At 59.6% G+C, this 15,953-nt stretch carries 15 protein-coding genes; 10 read left to right on the top strand and 5 right to left on the bottom strand.

Annotation, left to right across the window (positions count from 1 at the left end; translation table 11 throughout):
* Nucleotides 1–130 precede the first annotated feature (130 nt).
* The 6 genes from epd to BLV61_RS17430 all read left to right on the top strand — a co-directional run bounded on the left by epd (nt 131) and on the right by BLV61_RS17430 (nt 4,996).
* A complete protein-coding gene (gene epd / locus BLV61_RS17405; protein ID WP_090466638.1) occupies nt 131–1,195 on the top strand; it encodes an erythrose-4-phosphate dehydrogenase in 1,065 nt (354 codons plus the stop codon).
* A 17-nt stretch (nt 1,196–1,212) separates the two neighbouring features.
* Entirely contained in the window at nt 1,213–2,376 is a 1,164-nt protein-coding gene (locus BLV61_RS17410) for a phosphoglycerate kinase (RefSeq protein WP_090466640.1), read from the top strand.
* A 35-nt stretch (nt 2,377–2,411) separates the two neighbouring features.
* Nucleotides 2,412–2,633, top strand: a complete 222-nt coding sequence (locus tag BLV61_RS17415; protein ID WP_047534401.1) for a hypothetical protein — start codon at nt 2,412–2,414, stop codon at nt 2,631–2,633.
* A gap of 56 nt (nt 2,634–2,689) precedes the next feature.
* The gene (locus BLV61_RS17420) at nt 2,690–3,022 is read left to right on the top strand and encodes an MliC family protein (protein ID WP_047534398.1); all 333 of its coding nucleotides are present in this window, start codon (nt 2,690–2,692) and stop codon (nt 3,020–3,022) included.
* A 255-nt stretch (nt 3,023–3,277) separates the two neighbouring features.
* Complete coding sequence (fba, locus tag BLV61_RS17425) at nt 3,278–4,342, top strand: class II fructose-bisphosphate aldolase (protein ID WP_019694035.1); 1,065 nt, start codon at nt 3,278–3,280, stop codon at nt 4,340–4,342.
* 237 nt (nt 4,343–4,579) lie between these two features.
* Complete coding sequence (locus BLV61_RS17430) at nt 4,580–4,996, top strand: hypothetical protein (RefSeq protein ID WP_090466642.1); 417 nt, start codon at nt 4,580–4,582, stop codon at nt 4,994–4,996.
* A 95-nt stretch (nt 4,997–5,091) separates the two neighbouring features.
* Here BLV61_RS17430 and BLV61_RS17435 read toward each other — a convergent pair whose 3' ends face one another.
* Nucleotides 5,092–5,760, bottom strand: coding sequence for a polysaccharide lyase family 7 protein (locus tag BLV61_RS17435; protein ID WP_090466644.1), 669 nt, complete (start codon nt 5,758–5,760; stop codon nt 5,092–5,094).
* Between the two features lie 323 nt (nt 5,761–6,083).
* Between BLV61_RS17435 and BLV61_RS17440 the strand changes: the two genes are divergently transcribed.
* The 3 genes from BLV61_RS17440 to BLV61_RS17450 are packed head-to-tail and all read left to right on the top strand — an operon-like array spanning nt 6,084 to nt 9,058.
* Nucleotides 6,084–8,207, top strand: coding sequence for a putative bifunctional diguanylate cyclase/phosphodiesterase (locus tag BLV61_RS17440; protein WP_047534385.1), 2,124 nt, complete (start codon nt 6,084–6,086; stop codon nt 8,205–8,207).
* Between the two features lie 45 nt (nt 8,208–8,252).
* Nucleotides 8,253–8,744: a M48 metallopeptidase family protein gene (locus tag BLV61_RS17445; RefSeq protein ID WP_047534383.1), complete on the top strand. Its 492-nt coding sequence runs from the start codon at nt 8,253–8,255 to the stop codon at nt 8,742–8,744.
* Nucleotides 8,745–8,761: 17 nt separating this feature from the next.
* Complete coding sequence (locus BLV61_RS17450) at nt 8,762–9,058, top strand: winged helix-turn-helix domain-containing protein (RefSeq protein WP_007894945.1); 297 nt, start codon at nt 8,762–8,764, stop codon at nt 9,056–9,058.
* Nucleotides 9,059–9,164: 106 nt separating this feature from the next.
* Here the strand turns inward: BLV61_RS17450 and BLV61_RS17455 are convergent, their stop codons facing one another.
* On the bottom strand, nt 9,165–9,617 hold the full coding sequence (locus tag BLV61_RS17455) for a GNAT family N-acetyltransferase (RefSeq protein WP_047534377.1): 453 nt from the start codon (nt 9,615–9,617) through the stop codon (nt 9,165–9,167).
* A 255-nt stretch (nt 9,618–9,872) separates the two neighbouring features.
* Between BLV61_RS17455 and BLV61_RS17460 the strand changes: the two genes are divergently transcribed.
* On the top strand, nt 9,873–10,610 hold the full coding sequence (locus tag BLV61_RS17460) for a substrate-binding periplasmic protein (protein ID WP_047534374.1): 738 nt from the start codon (nt 9,873–9,875) through the stop codon (nt 10,608–10,610).
* A 200-nt stretch (nt 10,611–10,810) separates the two neighbouring features.
* Here BLV61_RS17460 and yccS read toward each other — a convergent pair whose 3' ends face one another.
* From yccS to dbpA, 3 genes are all read right to left on the bottom strand, one after another.
* Nucleotides 10,811–12,994: a YccS family putative transporter gene (gene yccS, locus BLV61_RS17465; RefSeq protein ID WP_047534371.1), complete on the bottom strand. Its 2,184-nt coding sequence runs from the start codon at nt 12,992–12,994 to the stop codon at nt 10,811–10,813.
* A 190-nt stretch (nt 12,995–13,184) separates the two neighbouring features.
* Nucleotides 13,185–14,363, bottom strand: a complete 1,179-nt coding sequence (locus BLV61_RS17470; protein ID WP_090466647.1) for a BaiN/RdsA family NAD(P)/FAD-dependent oxidoreductase — start codon at nt 14,361–14,363, stop codon at nt 13,185–13,187.
* Nucleotides 14,364–14,510: 147 nt separating this feature from the next.
* Complete coding sequence (gene dbpA / locus BLV61_RS17475; RefSeq protein ID WP_231977978.1) at nt 14,511–15,848, bottom strand: ATP-dependent RNA helicase DbpA; 1,338 nt, start codon at nt 15,846–15,848, stop codon at nt 14,511–14,513.
* Nucleotides 15,849–15,953: the final 105 nt, after the last annotated feature.

Genomic DNA, 15,953 nt, shown 5'->3' on the forward strand with positions numbered 1-15,953 from the left:
ATGGTCGTTAACGATAACGCTGGGTGTCTGAATGCCCGCGTTGTCTGGGCCACCATCGCGAGCAGGCTCGCTCCTACATGGGGCGTGTTGCACACAAGAATTTCGTCTGACTGCGTCTATCGAGAACCCCATGCCTCAACCGCGTCCCTACAAAGTTGCACTCAACGGCTACGGCCGGATTGGTCGTTGCGTCTTGCGTGCGTTGTTCGAGCGAGGCGAGAAGGCCGGGTTTGAAATTGTCGCGATCAACGATCTGGCCGACATGGCCAGCATCGAATACCTGACACGCTTCGACTCCACCCACGGGCGCTTTCCCGGCGAGGTGAAGGTCGACGGCGATTGTCTGCATATCAATGGCGACTGCGTGAAGGTCCTGCGCAGTGCCACCCCCGAAGGCATCGATTGGGCGTCCCTGGGCGTCGATCTGGTGCTGGAATGCTCCGGCGCCTACCACACCCGTGCAGACGGCCAGCGTTTCCTCGACGCCGGCGCCCCCCGGGTGCTGTTTTCCCAGCCGATGGCCAGCGAGTCGGATGTCGACGCCACCATCGTCTACGGCGTGAACCAGGATTGCCTGACCGGCGATGAACTGCTGGTGTCCAACGCGTCCTGCACCACCAACTGCGGCGTGCCGTTGTTGCGCCTGCTGGATCAGGCCATTGGTCTGGAGTATGTGTCGATCACCACCATTCACTCGGCGATGAACGATCAGCCGGTGATCGATGCGTATCACCATGAAGACCTGCGCCGCACCCGTTCGGCGTTTCAGTCGGTGATTCCGGTGTCCACTGGTCTGGCGCGCGGCATCGAACGCCTGTTGCCGGAACTTGCCGGGCGAATTCAGGCCAAAGCCGTACGTGTGCCAACGGTTAACGTGTCTTGCCTCGACATTACGATGCAGACCGTCAGCGATACCGACGCCGTGGAGGTCAACCGGATCTTGCGTGAGGCGGCCACCAGTGGCCCGCTCAAGGGGCTGTTGGCCTACACCGAGCTCCCACATGCAAGCTGTGATTTCAATCATGACCCACATTCGGCCATCGTCGATGCCAGTCAGACCCGTGTTTCCGGCCCCCGGCTGGTCAACATCCTGGCCTGGTTCGACAACGAATGGGGTTTTGCCAACCGAATGCTGGATGTAGCCGAGCATTATCTGCAAACAGCTACTTCACTTTCTGTCTCTACAAAACAGTAACTCAGGAAATGCGACCCATGACCGTGTTGAAGATGTCCGACCTCGATCTGCAAGGTAAGCGCGTATTGATCCGCGAAGACCTCAACGTCCCAGTCAAGGACGGAGTTGTCACCAGCGACGCGCGAATCCTGGCTTCGCTGCCGACCATCAAGCTGGCCCTGGAAAAAGGCGCGGCCGTGATGGTTTGTTCGCACCTTGGCCGTCCGACCGAAGGCGAGTTCTCGGCCGAGAACAGCCTCAAGCCAGTCGCCGACTACCTGAGCAAGGCCCTGGGCCGTGAAGTGCCGCTGGTGGCTGACTACCTGGGCGGCGTCGACGTCAAGGCCGGCGACATCGTGCTGTTCGAAAACGTGCGCTTCAACAAGGGCGAGAAAAAGAACGCTGACGAACTGGCCCAGCAATACGCCGCCCTGTGCGACGTGTTCGTGATGGACGCCTTCGGCACCGCTCACCGTGCCGAGGGTTCGACCCACGGCGTGGCCAAGTTCGCCAAAGTCGCTGCGGCAGGTCCCCTGCTGGCCGCCGAGCTGGATGCACTGGGCAAAGCCCTCGGCGCTCCGGCCAAGCCAATGGCCGCCATCGTCGCTGGCTCCAAGGTGTCGACCAAACTCGACGTACTGAACAGCTTGAGCCAGATCTGCGACCAGTTGATCGTCGGCGGCGGCATCGCCAACACCTTCCTCGCGGCTGCCGGTCACCCGGTCGGCAAATCCCTGTATGAGCCGGACCTGCTCGACACCGCCCGCGCCATCGCCGCCAAGGTCAGCGTACCGCTGCCGGTGGACGTGGTGGTGGCCAAGGAGTTCGCCGAAAGCGCCGAAGCTACCGTCAAGCTGATCGCCGACGTCGTTGCCGACGACATGATCCTGGACATCGGCCCACAGACCGCAGCGAATTTCGCCGAACTGCTGAAGTCATCGAAAACCATCCTGTGGAACGGCCCGGTCGGCGTGTTCGAGTTCGATCAGTTCGGTAACGGCACCAAAGTGCTGGCCCAGGCCATCGCGGACAGTGCGGCGTTCTCGATCGCTGGCGGCGGCGACACCCTGGCGGCTATCGATAAGTATGGCGTTGCCGACCAAATCTCCTACATTTCTACCGGTGGCGGCGCGTTCCTCGAATTCGTCGAAGGCAAAGTGCTGCCAGCCGTTGAAGTCCTGGAAAGCCGGGCCAAGGCCTGAGGGTCGCCCGTTTGACCCGGCAAGGGAGTGTTCACATGGTCAAGACGCTAGCGCTGTTGATCGTCGCGGGCTCACTGGCGGCTTGCGGGAGTAACCCGAAAGCCACGCCGGACCCTGCGCCGGTTGCACCCCAGAACGGCTGCTACCAGGCCGAGTGGCAGGCGGAGACCAATCCGGTGATCAACAAGCGTTCCGGGCCTGATGGCCTGGACAAGTACGAGACACAGACGCCCGCCAAGGAACGTGGTTGCCCTTGACGGGTCTGACTGATTACTCAGGGCTGGCGGCGTGTGCTGTCAGTCGAGGAGCACGGATGAAAGGTTTTATCGCCGTTGCGGCGTTGGCGTTGTTGGCGGGTTGCGCTCAGTTGAACCTGTTCCAGTCCTCCGCTCCTGTGGATAACTGGACCACCTGGACCTGCGACAGCCAGGCCAAAGTGCTTTGGCGCTACACCGACGACAGCCGCAAGGAAGTCGACGTGCGCCTGGGCGGTGCCGATCAGGTTTACCGCTTGAAGCAGGAGCCGGGCGCGTCGGGTTCGCTGTATAGCGACAACATGCTGGCGTTTCACATAAAAGGTGAGGAAGGCCTGGTTTACTGGGTCGCCACCAATGATTTGATTGGCCGTGGCTGTAAGGCGCAATAAACGGACTACGCCGTACCTGTAGGAGCGAGCCTGCTCGCGATGGTCGTTAACGATGACGCTGGGCGCCTGAATGCCCGCGTTGTCTGGGCCACCATCGCGAGCAAGCTCGCTCCCACAGAGGGCCGATGTTCTGGGATTGATGCAACACCGAATTCGCAGCCCGGAATTAACCCCCGATCTGCAATAACTTGAATAGCCGCCGCCGCTACGGCAGGCTGGCACGATTAACGACCCAATCCGGGAGAGACACACACAATGGCACTTATCAGCATGCGCCAGATGCTGGACCACGCAGCCGAGTTCGGCTACGGCGTTCCAGCCTTCAACGTCAACAACCTTGAGCAGATGCGCGCCATCATGGAAGCCGCTGACAAGACTGACTCCCCGGTGATCGTCCAGGCCTCGGCCGGTGCACGCAAATACGCCGGCGCGCCGTTCCTGCGTCACCTGATCCTGGCGGCAATCGAAGAATTCCCGCACATCCCGGTGTGCATGCACCAGGACCACGGCACCAGCCCTGACGTCTGCCAGCGTTCCATCCAGCTGGGCTTCAGCTCGGTGATGATGGACGGTTCCCTGGGCGAAGACGGCAAGACCCCGACTGACTACGACTACAACGTCCGTGTGACCCAACAAACCGTGGCCATGGCTCACGCCTGCGGCGTTTCGGTAGAAGGCGAGCTGGGCTGCCTGGGTTCGCTGGAAACCGGCATGGCCGGTGAAGAAGACGGCATCGGCGCCGAAGGCGTTCTGGATCACAGCCAGATGCTGACCGACCCGGAAGAAGCCGCTGACTTCGTCAAGCGCACCCAGGTCGATGCCCTGGCCATCGCCATCGGCACCAGCCACGGCGCCTACAAGTTCACCAAGCCACCTACCGGCGACGTGCTGGCGATCGACCGTATCAAGGAAATCCACAAGCGCATCCCGAACACTCACCTGGTGATGCACGGTTCGTCTTCGGTACCGCAAGAGTGGCTGGCGATCATCAACCAGTACGGCGGCGACATTAAAGAAACCTACGGCGTACCGGTTGAAGAAATCGTCGAAGGCATCAAGCACGGCGTGCGCAAGGTCAACATCGACACCGACCTGCGTCTGGCATCCACTGGCGCAATGCGTCGCCTGATGGCCACCAACCCGAGCGAATTCGACCCGCGTAAATTCTTCGGCGCCACCGTGACGGCCATGCGCGACGTGTGCATCGCTCGCTACGAAGCCTTCGGCACCGCGGGCAACGCTTCGAAGATCAAGCCGATCTCTCTGGAAGCGATGTTCCAGCGTTACCTGAAAGGTGAGTTGAACGCCAAGGTCAACTAAGCCTTCAGCGTTTGAGTTGCATGAAAAACCCGCCGAAAGGCGGGTTTTTTTATGGGCAGGTTAAAAGTCAAAACTTGAATCTATTTATTTTATTAGTTGTAGGAAGAGTTACTCGATGAACAGGCATTTTTCCATTTGTTTTGGTTGCCTTTGACAGGGTGCAAGGGGTGAGCTAAATGAGTTTATCGATGGCTGGATCGCCATCGATTTTTTCATTCATGGAAGAGGAACTTGAGCATGTTTTCTGGAAAAAATATCAAGCAACCAGGTCTTTATGTTTTATCGATGTTGTTCCTGGGGGCCAGCTCGGCCAGCGCCCATGCAGCCGACCACTATTTTACGGCCTCTATTGATAGCAAGGGTGCAGTGATAAGGCAGTCGCCCGAATGGATCAGTAGCGTGAAACATTATCCGCGGCCGGGGTATTTTTCTGAATATGAAATATCCCTCAAGGCTGGCATATTTGAGCGAGCATCAGGGTTCTGCTCTGTATCTGTAACGGATGTTGAGTCATACGACGATTTGTTATTCGCTCAAGCCAAACTGGCCGGAACGCCGACGACACGTAAGTTGAAAGTGATCACCCAAGTATCAGGCAGTTCAGAAAAGGATGTGGGGACGTCCAAGAGTTTCATGCTGATGTGCGTTCGTTAGGATTCAGGACGAGCAAGTGATCCGGTGAGACTTCGGTCGCGCCGGATCACTCTTTGACAGCCCGTCAGGTGCTTCGGGACTTGAAAGAAAAATAGTTATTTATCGTGATCGATATCCAGCTTGCTGAACGTCACCATGCCGCCCTCGCTGGTGTATCCGGTGTTGTCCTGCACATACACCCCGGCCTTGAAGTACAGCGGTTTGTTGCGCCACGTCGCGCTGATATTGCTATCCCACTGGTAACCCGCCGCGCTGATGCCCAGTGCGCCGCCGGGACTGAGGTGGATGAGGTAGGAGAACTGCTGATTAAGTTTCACCCCGGTGGCGATGGTGATCACCCGGCCTTCGTCGTCGTCAGGGTGCATGCGCACTTTGGCGACGATGTTGCCGCTCAAGGTCTTGGTCTTGTACTGGTACTCGACCTTCACCAAGGGTTTCTGGCTTTCATAGGCATGGATCTGGCCAATCACGATCTTGCCCGAACTGGGTACCTGGTTCACCGCCAGGGTGGCGCGCAGGGAGTTGTCGGCGTCCGGGTAGCACCAGTTTTTCAGCGTGCCATTACTGTAGGTTTCCCGCAGCTCGGTGCGCGGGTAGATGGCGTTTTCAGTACGCGAGCCGGTCACCGGGGACCAGAAGAACAGTGTGCCGGTGTTGGAATGGAAGTATTGATCCTTGAAGCCGTTCACCAGTTTGGAGGTTTCTACGGTGTACGGCGGGCTGCCGACGGGAACGCTGAGGTTCCAGGTTGCGAGGTCGATCATAGTCAAAAGCTTCCACGAATTTTTACTGCACGCACGTACTAATCGCTCTAGCACGCCCATTCTGGGCGGCCTTTATAAGCGCAGAGGGCTTTTTTGTTAATGCCCGTCCGGCGCTTTGCTGGCGTCAACAACCTGTCGAAATGCCATCTATGCCGGTTTTAGCGGGCTGCAGCGCCGACCGTTAGTCGGTAAATGGACGCTTCAGTTAAATGATGGCGCTCTGATACCTTCTGGTTTCCCGGATCCGGGTCTAGAGTGAAGCTTCAGTATTTGTCCGGTTTTCACAAGAACCCGGCCTGACGTCCCGAATATAGAGAAGCAGCATGGAATGCGCCCACCTCAAGCCAGCCGAAGGCAGCTCAACCTTATTAATCGTCGACGATTACCCTGAAAACCTGATCAGCATGCGCGCGTTGTTGCAGCGCCAGGACTGGCAAGTCATCACAGCTGCATCGGGTTTCGAGGCCCTCGGCCTGTTGCTTGAACACGAAGTCGACCTGGTACTGCTGGATGTGCAGATGCCGGGCATGGATGGATTTGAAGTCGCGCGCCTGATGCGCGGCAGCCAACGAACCCGACTGACACCGATTATTTTTCTCACCGCCAACGAGCAGTCCCAGGATGCTGTGATCAAGGGCTATGCCAGTGGCGCGGTGGATTACCTGTTCAAGCCATTCGATCCGCAGATTCTCAAGCCCAAGGTTCAGGCGTTGCTGGAGCACCAGCGCAATCGCCGGGAGTTGCAGCGCCTGAGCCATGACCTGGAGGTCGCTCGCGCCTTCAATGCCTCGATATTGGATAACGCCGCCGAGGGCATTCTGGTGGTCGGCGACGACGGCCGGATCGGCTTTGCCAACCCGGCGATCTCGCGGCTGCTCAATGCACCGGTGCGAGAGCTGCAAGGCAGGGAGTTCCTGGATTTCCTGCAAAAACCGCATGTCCCGGTCTGGGCCGATTCGGATCTGTTGGCCGGGTACAAGCGCGGCGACACGGTACGCCTGCACGATGCGCTGTTGCGTACCGCGCCGGGACAGCAGGTGTCAGTGGCGCTGTCCTGTGCGCCGTTGCCCGCCGAACAGCGGGCGATGGTGGTGACGATTCAGGATATGTCGGTGGTGCGTCACCTGCATCAGCAACTGGAATCCCAGGCGGTCACCGACCCGTTGACCGGGCTGCTCAATCGGCGCGGTTTTTACCAGACCGTGGAAACCCTGCTGTTGCGCGGCGAACGCTCCGACAGTGCCTGGGTGCTGTTGTACCTGGACCTCGATGGCTTCAAGCGGGTCAACGATTTCCTCGGTCACGATGCCGGCGACCGGGTGCTGCGCTGGGTGTCCGAGCAACTGAAGGCCTGTCTGCGGCCCTTCGATATCCTGGCGCGCATGGGCGGCGACGAATTCACCGCCTTTCTGGACCTGGAGTTCCCGGAGCAAGCGGCCAAGATTGCGGAAAAACTGATTGAGCGGGTTTCGATTTGCCAGCAAATCGATGGCCTGGATATCGCCCTGGGCGCGAGCATTGGTATCGCGACGTTCCCGGATTGCGGCGCCAATCTCGACGGTTTGTTGCGGGCTTCCGACATCGCCATGTACGAAGCCAAGCGCGCCGGGCGTCAGCAGTATCGTTTTTACGATCATGAAATGAACGGCCGGGCACGCTCGCGGTTGATGCTCGAAGAAAGTGTGCGCACGGCCATCGAGAATCGCGATTTCAACCTGGTGTATCAACCCCAAGTGTCCATCGCCGACGGGCAGATTCGTGGCTTCGAGGCGTTGCTGCGCTGGCAGCACCCCAGCGTGGGCGATGTGCCGCCTGGACTGTTTTTGCCGTTGCTGGAAGAGGCGCGATTGATCAGCCGCCTGGGCAGCTGGATTTACCATCGCGGTGCCGGGCAGCGCAAAGCCTGGGAAGCGCTGTTTGCCGAGGATCTGGTGCTGGGCGTCAGTTTGAGCAGCACGCAATTCGCCATGCCTAACCTGGTCACCGAGCTGCGCCAAGTGCTGGATCGTCATGGCTTGCAGGCGCGTCATCTGGAAGTCGAGGTGACGGAAGCGGCCTTGATGCATCATCCCGATGAGACCCGCAAACAGCTGCGGTTGCTGCGCAATCTTGGCGTCCGGGTCGCGCTGGATGATTTCGGTTCCGGCCCGTGTTCGCTGGCTCATTTGCGCGATCTGGAACTGGATACGCTCAAACTTGACCGCCATTTGATCGCGCGGCTACCGGACTCTTCGCGGGATGCGGCGCTGGTGCGCAGTGTCATCGAGCTGTGCAAGCAGTACGGGATGCTGGTGATTGCCGAAGGGGTGGAAACCATTGCGCAGTACAACTGGCTGCAAGCCAATGGTTGCGAGTATGTGCAGGGTTTTCTGGTGTCGCGTCCGATGATGGCCGAAGACACCGGCCACTTTGTGCAGCCGTTTGACTGGAGCGCGCTGACTCATTGAATTCGCTACACTGGCGATCTTTTCGTCACTTGTGTTGCCGCACCGATGACCGCGTTGAAATACCTCCAGGCTTACCCCGCCACGCTGCAGGACCAGGTACGCCAGTTGATCGCTGACGGTCGACTGGGCGACTACCTGAGCCAGCGTTACCCGCAAAAGCATGACGTGCAGAGCGATAAGGCGCTGTACACCTACGCGCTCGACCTCAAGCAGGAATACCTGCGAAACGCCCCGGCCATCGACAAGGTGTTGTTCGACAACCGTCTGGACCTGACGCACCGCGCGCTCGGTCTGCACACCACGATTTCCCGGGTGCAGGGTGGCAAGCTCAAGGCCAAGAAAGAAATTCGCATCGCCTCGCTGTTCAAGGAAGCGCCTTCCGAATTTCTGAAAATGATCGTGGTGCATGAGTTGGCGCACTTCAAAGAGTCCGATCACAACAAGGCGTTCTACAAACTGTGCGAACACATGCTGCCGGGCTATCACCAGGTGGAGTTCGATGTGCGGGTCTACCTGACCTGGCGGGATATGCAATAAAAGAAAAGGATCGTCAGATGGATGTCAGCAAGACCAAAAGCAGCTTCTACCGTCGCCTGTACGTGGCGTACTTGATCGACAGCGGGTTGGCCAGCAGCGTTCCTGCGTTGACCGAGGTGACCGGCATGCCTCGGCGTACGGCCCAGGACACCATCGCCGCATTGGCGGATCTGGATATCGTTTGCGAGTTCGAGCAGGAAGAAGGTGCACGCAACCACGCCGGGCGCTATCGGATTCGCGAGTGGGGAGCGATTGATCGGGGATGGATCGAGCGCAATTTGCGGCAGATCAAGGCAGTGCTGGAGTATCCCTGAGATATGTGACGCCGGTGATGACGCCATCGCGGGCAAGCCACGCTCCCACAAGGTTTGTGTCGTTTGCTAAAAACCTGTGGGAGCTGGCTTGCCAGCGATGGGGCCCTTACTGACGACGCATGCCGATATGTGGAATGCCATCCTCGACGTATTCCTCACCGGCCACCACAAACCCGTACCGCCCGTAATACCCCTGCAAATGCGCCTGGGCCGAGAGGTAGATCGGGACGTCGGGCCAGTACTTTTCGGCCTGTTTCAGCGCCTGGGCCATCAGCTCATGACCCAGCCCGGTGCCTCGTGCGGCGGGGGCAATGACCACTCGCCCGATCACCACGTCGCCGCCCTGTTGCTCGGGGTCCAGCAGTCGCAGATAGGCCACCAGGCGATCGCCGTCCCACGCCATCAAATGGCAGGTGTCACCTTCCAGGTCCTGGCCATCGATATCCTGATAGACGCATTTCTGTTCGACGACAAACACCTCGTCACGCAGTTGCAGAATGGCGTACAGCTGTTCCTTGCCCAGATCGCTGTGGTGTTTGCAGACCCAATCGATTGTCATGTCCTGATTCCCTGAAAACGTCCTCGGGATACTAAGCGTCCTGACGCTGGATGTCTTTATGGCGGAGAAAACTGTGATAAAGACCAAAATGCCATCATTCATTTTTCGCGCCACTGTCATCTTTGTGTAATCTGGGTTCAAGCGATGTGCAGTGGCTTCAATGAGCTAATGTTTAGTGCCTGGGTGTGCCGGTACGGGGCTTGGAGTTTGGCTGAAAAACACGTCGGGCGGCCCGCCCGCTAAGGATTTTCTAGCATGCCGCGATTGCATCGAGCCTTTGCCTTGATTGGATTGTTGTTGCTGATTCAAAGTGCAGCAGCCGAAAAGCTGCGCTTGGTGGCAGATGTCTGGCCACCGTTTACCGACGCCACGCTGGTTAATGGTGGGTTGGCTACCGATATTGTCAGCACCGCCCTGGCGCGTGCCGGGTATGCCAGTGATTTCGAGCAGGTGCCTTGGGCACGCGCACTGCTGGGCGTGGGCGAGGGCCGCTACGACGTGCTGGTCAACGCCTGGTACAACGACGAACGCACACGGGTCGGCCAGTTCTCCGCTGGGTACCTGATCAATCGCATACGCTTTCTCAAGCGCAAGGACGCGCCAATCGAATTCAACGATCTGCAGCAACTGCACAGTTATCCGATCGCGGTCGTGCGTGGCTACGCCTATTCGGCGGCGTTCGATGAAGACGAATCACTGCAGAAGATCCCGGTACACGGCTTTGCCATGGCCGTGCGCATGGTCGCCGCCGACAGGGTCAAGCTGACCCTGGAGGACGAGTACGTCGCCCGGTATTACCTGGCCCGTGAGTCGCCCAAGGTGCGCAACGCCGTGGAGTTTCTGCCCAAGTCCCTGAGCGAGAACAGCCTGCATATTCTGGTCAGCCTGAAGAACCCGCAGCATGAACAGATCGTTGCCGGTTTCGACCGCGAGATCGCGGCGATGAAGGCGGATGGGAGTTATGAGCGGTTGATGAAGCAGCATGGGATGTAGATGGGGCTGATGGCCTCATCGCTGGCAAGCCAGCTCCCACAGTGTCCGGTGGGTTACACAGGATTTGTGTCCAACCCGATTCCCTGTGGGAGCAAGCCAGCTCCCACAGTGTCCGGTGGGTTACATAGCATTTGTGTCCAACCCGATTCCCTGTGGGAGCTGGCTTGCCAGCGATGACGCCCGTCAGGACACCGCGGCCCTCAATTCTCGCTCGTATCCTTGAGCAAATGGGCCGCCAGCGTCCGTAGTGGTCCCAGTTGCCGGCAGATCAATGCCAGTTGAGTTTGCACCAGCCGCTGGCCTTCATCGATTTCATCGGGCATTTGCTCAAGCTCATTGGCCAGCGCTTCTTCCTCATCGCTCTGAATGGCAATCGCCGATTTACTGGCAAGGCCCTGGGCGATTTCGTCGATGCTGGAGGCCAGTTTCACGCCGGCCCCTTCGATCAAGTGCTCGCGCACATCTGCTGGCAACTGCGTTTCCCGGTGCGCCCCCAGGCCTGACAGATAGCTGAGCAAGGTGTGCGACAGCACCAGAAAACGGAAACCCACATCCGCTTCTTTACGGAAATACCCCGGTTCCATCAGCATGTTCGCCAGCGTGGTCGACAGCGCAGCGTCGGCGTTGTGCGCGTTTCGCCGGGCCAGGCGATACGCCAGGTCGTCGCTTTTGCCGGCGGCGTATTGCTGCATGATCTGGCGCAGGTAAATGCTGTTGCAGGACAGGGTGTTGGCCAGCACTTTGTTCAGGCGCCGACCCTGCCAGTCCGGGAGGAACAGGAACACCGCGAGGCCGGCGATCAGGCCGCCGAGCAAGGTGTCGAACAGCCGTGGCAAAAACAATCCATAGCCATCGCCCACCTGGTTGAAGCAGAACAGCACCATCAAGGTAATCGCCGCTGTCGCCAGGGTGTAGCGGGTGGTGCGGTTGATAAAGAACACCACTCCGGCGGCAATCGCGAAGCAGGACTGGATCAACGGATTGGGGAACAGGTCGAACAACGCCCAGGCCAGGGTCAGGCCGATGGCGGTGCCGATGATCCGTTGACCGAGTTTGCGCCGGGTTGCGCCGTAGCTCGGTTGGCAGACAAAGAGCGTCGTCAGGATGATCCAGTAGCCCTGGGACGGGTGAATCAAATGCACCATCGCGTAGCCGATGCTCAAGGCCAGAGGCAAGCGCAGGGCGTGGCGGAACAGCAGGGACGTTGGGGTCAACTGCGTGCGCAGGCGTACCCAGACATCCTTGAGGTTACGTGGCGAGCGGTCGAGCAGGCTGCTGTCGGTGGCGTCGGCCAGGGCGTCGGGGTTGCTCGCATCGCTGAGCAAGCGGTCGAGGGTGCCGAGGTTGGCTGCCAGTGCCCGCAACGAGCGCAACAAACCGCGCCAGGCCGGATTGCTCTGGATGCGCAGATGTTCGAGGGAGGCATGCAGGTCGCTCAGGGCTTCGGCGAAGCTCGCGTCATAGATGAACGGCTGGCGCATCTGGATCGACTCGGCCAGCGCCCGGCAGGCCTTGCCTTGCTGGCGCAGCAGGCGTTGGCAGCGGAACAGCACGTCGCTGTGGAAGAACGCCTCGGCCAGCGCGTTATACGGGTAGTGCGAGGAGCTGGCGCGTTCGTGGATGTCCTGGGCGAGAAAGTACAGCTTCAGGTAACGGCTGACTTTCGAGCCCGGCCGGCCGTTGCCGACCCGGTGCAGGATGATTTCCTTGGCGGTATTCAGCGCGGCGACTACGCGACCGTTCTGCTGGGCCAGTTCCAGTCGTCGTGCTTCCACATCCAACTGGCGGATCGGCTCGAACAACGACGATTTCAACTTCAGGTAAAAACCCAATTCCCGGAACAGCCGCGCCAGGCTTTGCTGCACCGGCTGGTTGGAAAACATCGCCTGCCACAACACCGACAGAAAACCGTACCAGGCCGCACCGGCCACCAGCAGCACGGGCTCGTGCCAGAAATCGGTCACCGCACCGCCGCGCTGGTCGACGCCGATCATGGTGTAGACCGACAGAATCAACGTCGCCGAAGCAATGGCGCCATAGCGTTCGCCGAGGGCGCCGAGCATGGTCAGGCAGAAGGCCGCCAGGGCGAAGGCTATGCTGAACAGGATGGGGTAGGGGAAGAGCAGTTCGACCGACAGCGCGGCGACCATGAAACACACCAGCGTCACCGCCAGCGCATTGAGGCGGCCTTGCCAACTGTCGTCGGTCTCGGCCAGGGCGCTGGCGATAATCCCCAGGAACATCGGGATCAGCAGCCCCATTTCATCCTGATACCAACACAGCGCCATGGTGCCGGTCAGGGCGATGAACACCCGCACGCTGTAACTGAATTTATCCAGCGCCCAAAGGCGACGCAAAGACTGACGAAACGAGGTCGATGACATGAAGTGCGAGGGCCTTCCGAGGCGATGACGCTAAATTGAGCCAGTAATGACGCCGATGCAATGGCGGCGATCACATCTGATAGCAAAATCTGTTCCTTTGAGATCCTGTGCCGACCACGATCTTTGAGATTGATATAGAACCCTGTGGGAGCTGGCTTCCCAGCTCCCACAGGGATTGTATTGACATTGGTCAGACGTACTGCGCAGCCGCATAGCCCGACGCCCACGCCCACTGGAAGTTGAAACCGCCCAGGTGCCCGGTCACGTCGAGCACTTCGCCGATGAAGTACAGGCCAGGGCTTTTCAGCGATTCCATGGTCTTGGAGGACACCTCGTTGGTATCGACGCCACCCAGTGTCACTTCAGCGGTGCGATAGCCTTCGGTGCCGGCCGGCACGACTTTCCAGCTCGCCAGTTTCTCGGCGATGGCGGCGATTTCCCCGTGGGTGTACTGCTTCATCGGTTTGGAGACGAACCAATTGTCCGCCAACAGGTTGGCCATCTTCTTGGTGAAGATTTCACCTAGCAGGGTTTTCAGCTCGCTGTTGGGGCGTTCAGCTTGTTGCTGTTGCAGCCAGGACGGCACGTCATGGTCGGGCATCAGGTTGATCTCGACCGTGTCGCCGGATTCCCAGAACGAGGAAATCTGCAGAATCGCCGGGCCACTCAGGCCGCGGTGAGTGAACAGGATGTTCTCGCGGAAGCTCTGGTCATTGCAGCTCACCAGGCAATCGACCGAGGTGCCAGACAGCTCGGTGCACAATTCCTTGAGCTGATCGGTAATGGTGAACGGCACCAGCCCGGCGCGGGTCGGCAGCAGTTCGTGGCCGAACTGCCTGGCCACCTGATAGCCGAAACCGGTGGCACCCAGGGTCGGAATCGACAGGCCGCCAGTGGCGATTACCAGGGATTCGCACGTCACCTGGCCCAGCGTAGTGTCCAGCAGGTAGCCCTTTTCGAGCTTCTCGATGGTCTGGATCGAGGTGTCCAGGTGCAGGCTGACGCCGACCTGGTCGCACTCGTTGAGCAGCATGTCGAGGATGTCGCTGGATTTGTTATCGCAGAACAACTGGCCGAGCTTTTTCTCGTGGTACGGCACACCGTGCTTGGCGACCATGCCGATGAAATCCCACTGGGTGTAGCGGGCCAGGGCGGATTTACAGAAATGCGCGTTCTGCGAAAGGAAATTGCCGGGTTCCGTGTACATGTTGGTGAAATTACAGCGGCCACCGCCCGACATCAGGATTTTCTTGCCGGCCTTGTTCGCGTGGTCGAGCAACAACACCTTGCGCCCGCGCCCGGCGGCCGTCAGCGCGCACATCAACCCTGCGGCGCCAGCGCCAATGATCACGACTTCGGTAGAGCGCAAAACGGTGTCCTCACACAAATTTCATGTTCACCAGAAACCATTGTGGGAGCGGGCTTGCCCGCGATGGCGGACTGACAGGCAACATGAATGTTGAATGTACTGACCTCATCGCGGGCAAGCCCGCTCCCACAGGGTCGGTGGCGTTTTTTACAGGATGCGCACGCGCAGCGAACGGCCCTTGATCTTGCCGTCGTTCAGGCGCTGCAGGGCTTGCTTGGCGATGCCGCGTTCAACCGCTACATAGGCCTGGAAATCGAAGATTGCGATCTTGCCCACCTGTGCGCCCGGGATGCCGGCATCGCCGGTCAGTGCACCGAGAATGTCGCCCGGACGGACCTTGTCCTTGCGGCCGGCGCCGATGCACAGCGTGCTCATCTGCGGCAGCAGCGGACCACCGCCCTGCGAAGTCAGGTTGTCCACCTGGTCCCAGGTCAACGGCGATTTCTGCAACTGCTCGATGGCTTGGGCGCGTTGCGCTTCGGACGGTGCAACCAGGCTGATCGCCAGACCTTTCTCACCAGCGCGACCGGTACGGCCAACGCGGTGGATGTGGATTTCCGAGTCACGGGCCAGCTCGACGTTGATCACCATGTCCAGCGAGTCGATGTCCAGGCCGCGCGCGGCGACATCGGTGGCGACCAGTACCGAAGTACTGCGGTTGGCGAACATCGCCAGAACCTGGTCGCGATCACGCTGTTCCAGATCGCCGTGCAGGCCGACGGCGGAAATGCCTTTGGCGGTCAGGTGATCGACGGTTTCCTGAACCTGCTGCTTGGTGAAGCAGAAGGCCACGCAGGACGCCGGGCGGAAGTGGCCCAGCACCTTGGTCACCGCGCTCATGCGCTCTTCCGGGGAGATTTCGTAGAAGCGCTGCTCGATCTGCGTGTCGTCGTGGAACGCCTCGGCCTTCACTTGCTGCGGGTTGCGCATGAACTTGGAGGCCAACTGCTTGATGCCCACCGGATAGGTGGCGGAGAACAGCAGGGTCTGGCGACGTTCCGGGGCCTGCATGATGATTTCTTCGATGGAATCGTAGAAACCCATGTCGAGCATGCGGTCGGCTTCGTCGAGGATCAGGGTGTTCAGGCCATGAAGCACCAGCGAACCTTTGCGCAGGTGCTGCTGAATGCGCCCCGGGGTGCCGACGATGATGTGCGCGCCGTGTTCCAGCGAAGCGATCTGCGGGCCGAGGGACACGCCGCCGCACAGGGTCAGGACCTTGATGTTGTCTTCGGCACGGGCCAGGCGACGGATTTCCTTGGCGACCTGGTCAGCCAGCTCGCGGGTCGGGCACAGGATCAGTGCCTGGCAACCGAAGTAGCGCGGATTGATCGGGTTCAACAAGCCGATACCGAAGGCTGCGGTCTTGCCGCTGCCGGTCTTGGCCTGGGCGATCAGGTCCATCCCCTTGAGGATCACCGGCAAGCTTTGCGCCTGGATCGGCGTCATCTGGGCATAACCGAGGGAGTCGAGGTTAGCCAGCATGGCGGCGGACAGCGGCAAAGTATTAAAAGCGGTGGCGATGGTGGTCACGGGACTGGCCTGCAAAACAAAATGTCGCGCAGTGTACCAGCCCTGTGGCCATTCGCC

The organism is Pseudomonas mohnii (assembly GCF_900105115.1).
GTDB classification, from domain to species: Bacteria; Pseudomonadota; Gammaproteobacteria; order Pseudomonadales; family Pseudomonadaceae; genus Aquipseudomonas; species Aquipseudomonas mohnii.

Coding starts and splice junctions, on each gene's coding strand:
- epd (WP_090466638.1), top strand. CDS start 131: ATGCCTCAACCGCGTCCCTACAAAGTTGCACTCAACGGCTACGGCCGG.
- BLV61_RS17410 (WP_090466640.1), top strand. CDS start 1,213: ATGACCGTGTTGAAGATGTCCGACCTCGATCTGCAAGGTAAGCGCGTA.
- BLV61_RS17415 (WP_047534401.1), top strand. CDS start 2,412: ATGGTCAAGACGCTAGCGCTGTTGATCGTCGCGGGCTCACTGGCGGCT.
- BLV61_RS17420 (WP_047534398.1), top strand. CDS start 2,690: ATGAAAGGTTTTATCGCCGTTGCGGCGTTGGCGTTGTTGGCGGGTTGC.
- fba (WP_019694035.1), top strand. CDS start 3,278: ATGGCACTTATCAGCATGCGCCAGATGCTGGACCACGCAGCCGAGTTC.
- BLV61_RS17430 (WP_090466642.1), top strand. CDS start 4,580: ATGTTTTCTGGAAAAAATATCAAGCAACCAGGTCTTTATGTTTTATCG.
- BLV61_RS17435 (WP_090466644.1), bottom strand. CDS start 5,760: ATGATCGACCTCGCAACCTGGAACCTCAGCGTTCCCGTCGGCAGCCCG.
- BLV61_RS17440 (WP_047534385.1), top strand. CDS start 6,084: ATGGAATGCGCCCACCTCAAGCCAGCCGAAGGCAGCTCAACCTTATTA.
- BLV61_RS17445 (WP_047534383.1), top strand. CDS start 8,253: ATGACCGCGTTGAAATACCTCCAGGCTTACCCCGCCACGCTGCAGGAC.
- BLV61_RS17450 (WP_007894945.1), top strand. CDS start 8,762: ATGGATGTCAGCAAGACCAAAAGCAGCTTCTACCGTCGCCTGTACGTG.
- BLV61_RS17455 (WP_047534377.1), bottom strand. CDS start 9,617: ATGACAATCGATTGGGTCTGCAAACACCACAGCGATCTGGGCAAGGAA.
- BLV61_RS17460 (WP_047534374.1), top strand. CDS start 9,873: ATGCCGCGATTGCATCGAGCCTTTGCCTTGATTGGATTGTTGTTGCTG.
- yccS (WP_047534371.1), bottom strand. CDS start 12,994: ATGTCATCGACCTCGTTTCGTCAGTCTTTGCGTCGCCTTTGGGCGCTG.
- dbpA (WP_231977978.1), bottom strand. CDS start 15,848: ATGCTGGCTAACCTCGACTCCCTCGGTTATGCCCAGATGACGCCGATC.